The sequence below is a fragment of the Pantoea sp. 18069 genome, assembly GCF_902706035.1.
Taxonomy (GTDB): Bacteria; Pseudomonadota; Gammaproteobacteria; order Burkholderiales; family Burkholderiaceae_C; genus Comamonas.
On record NZ_CACSJA010000100.1, the window covers coordinates 1 to 717 of the forward strand.

At 64.2% G+C, this 717-nt stretch carries 1 pseudogene; it reads right to left on the reverse strand.

Annotated elements, in window-relative coordinates:
* Window positions 1-484, reverse strand: a pseudogene (locus tag GVL12_RS25740) (IS66 family transposase zinc-finger binding domain-containing protein); the annotation flags it as partial.
* Window positions 485-717 lie beyond the last annotated feature (233 nt).

Sequence of the window (717 nt, forward strand, 5' to 3'; positions counted from 1 at the left end):
ACGGCAGGTGGTCCGAGTGCTTGGCCACCAGCACATGGGCCAGCAGGCCCGCCGTAGGAATTCCCTTGTCGATGATCTCGGCGGGAACCGCAGCCTGTGTCAGCGTACGGCAGTCGCGGCACGCCCATTTGCCGCGCACATGGTTTTGCACAGTGAACACGCCAGGCGTGTAGTCCAGCTTCTGGCTGATGTCCTCGCCCACGCGTTGCAGCGCGCAGCCGCAGGCACAGGTCGTGGAGTCTGGCTCGTGACTGATCTGGATGTGCGCCAACTCCTGCGGCAGCGCCGCGCGCTTGGGTTGGGCTTTTTTCTTGTCGCCGGCAGACGGCGGCGCTTTCAGGTCTTCGAGCTCTGCCTCGAGCGCGGCGATGTCAGCATCCACCGACTCGTCGAACAGCGCTTTCTGCTGTGCATTGAGCTGCTCGCTCCTGGCGCTGAACTTCATGCGCCGCAGGTGCGCAATCTCATAGGCCAGCTTCTCGAGTTTGGCATCGCGCCAATCGATCTCATGGTTGTGACGCTCGATGCGAGCGAGCAGCCTGGTGGCCAACTCACGCAGCTCGCTCTCACCCAGGGTGGCCAGTTGTTCGGGAGCGATCTGCGCAGCGTCGAGCATGGGGGCCAGTGTCGCGCGCCGTGCTCGCCTGCGCCATCGGCGGATTCACTGATTGTCGCGCTCCCGTAGGGGCGCTGCGGTTTCACACAACGCTGATGACC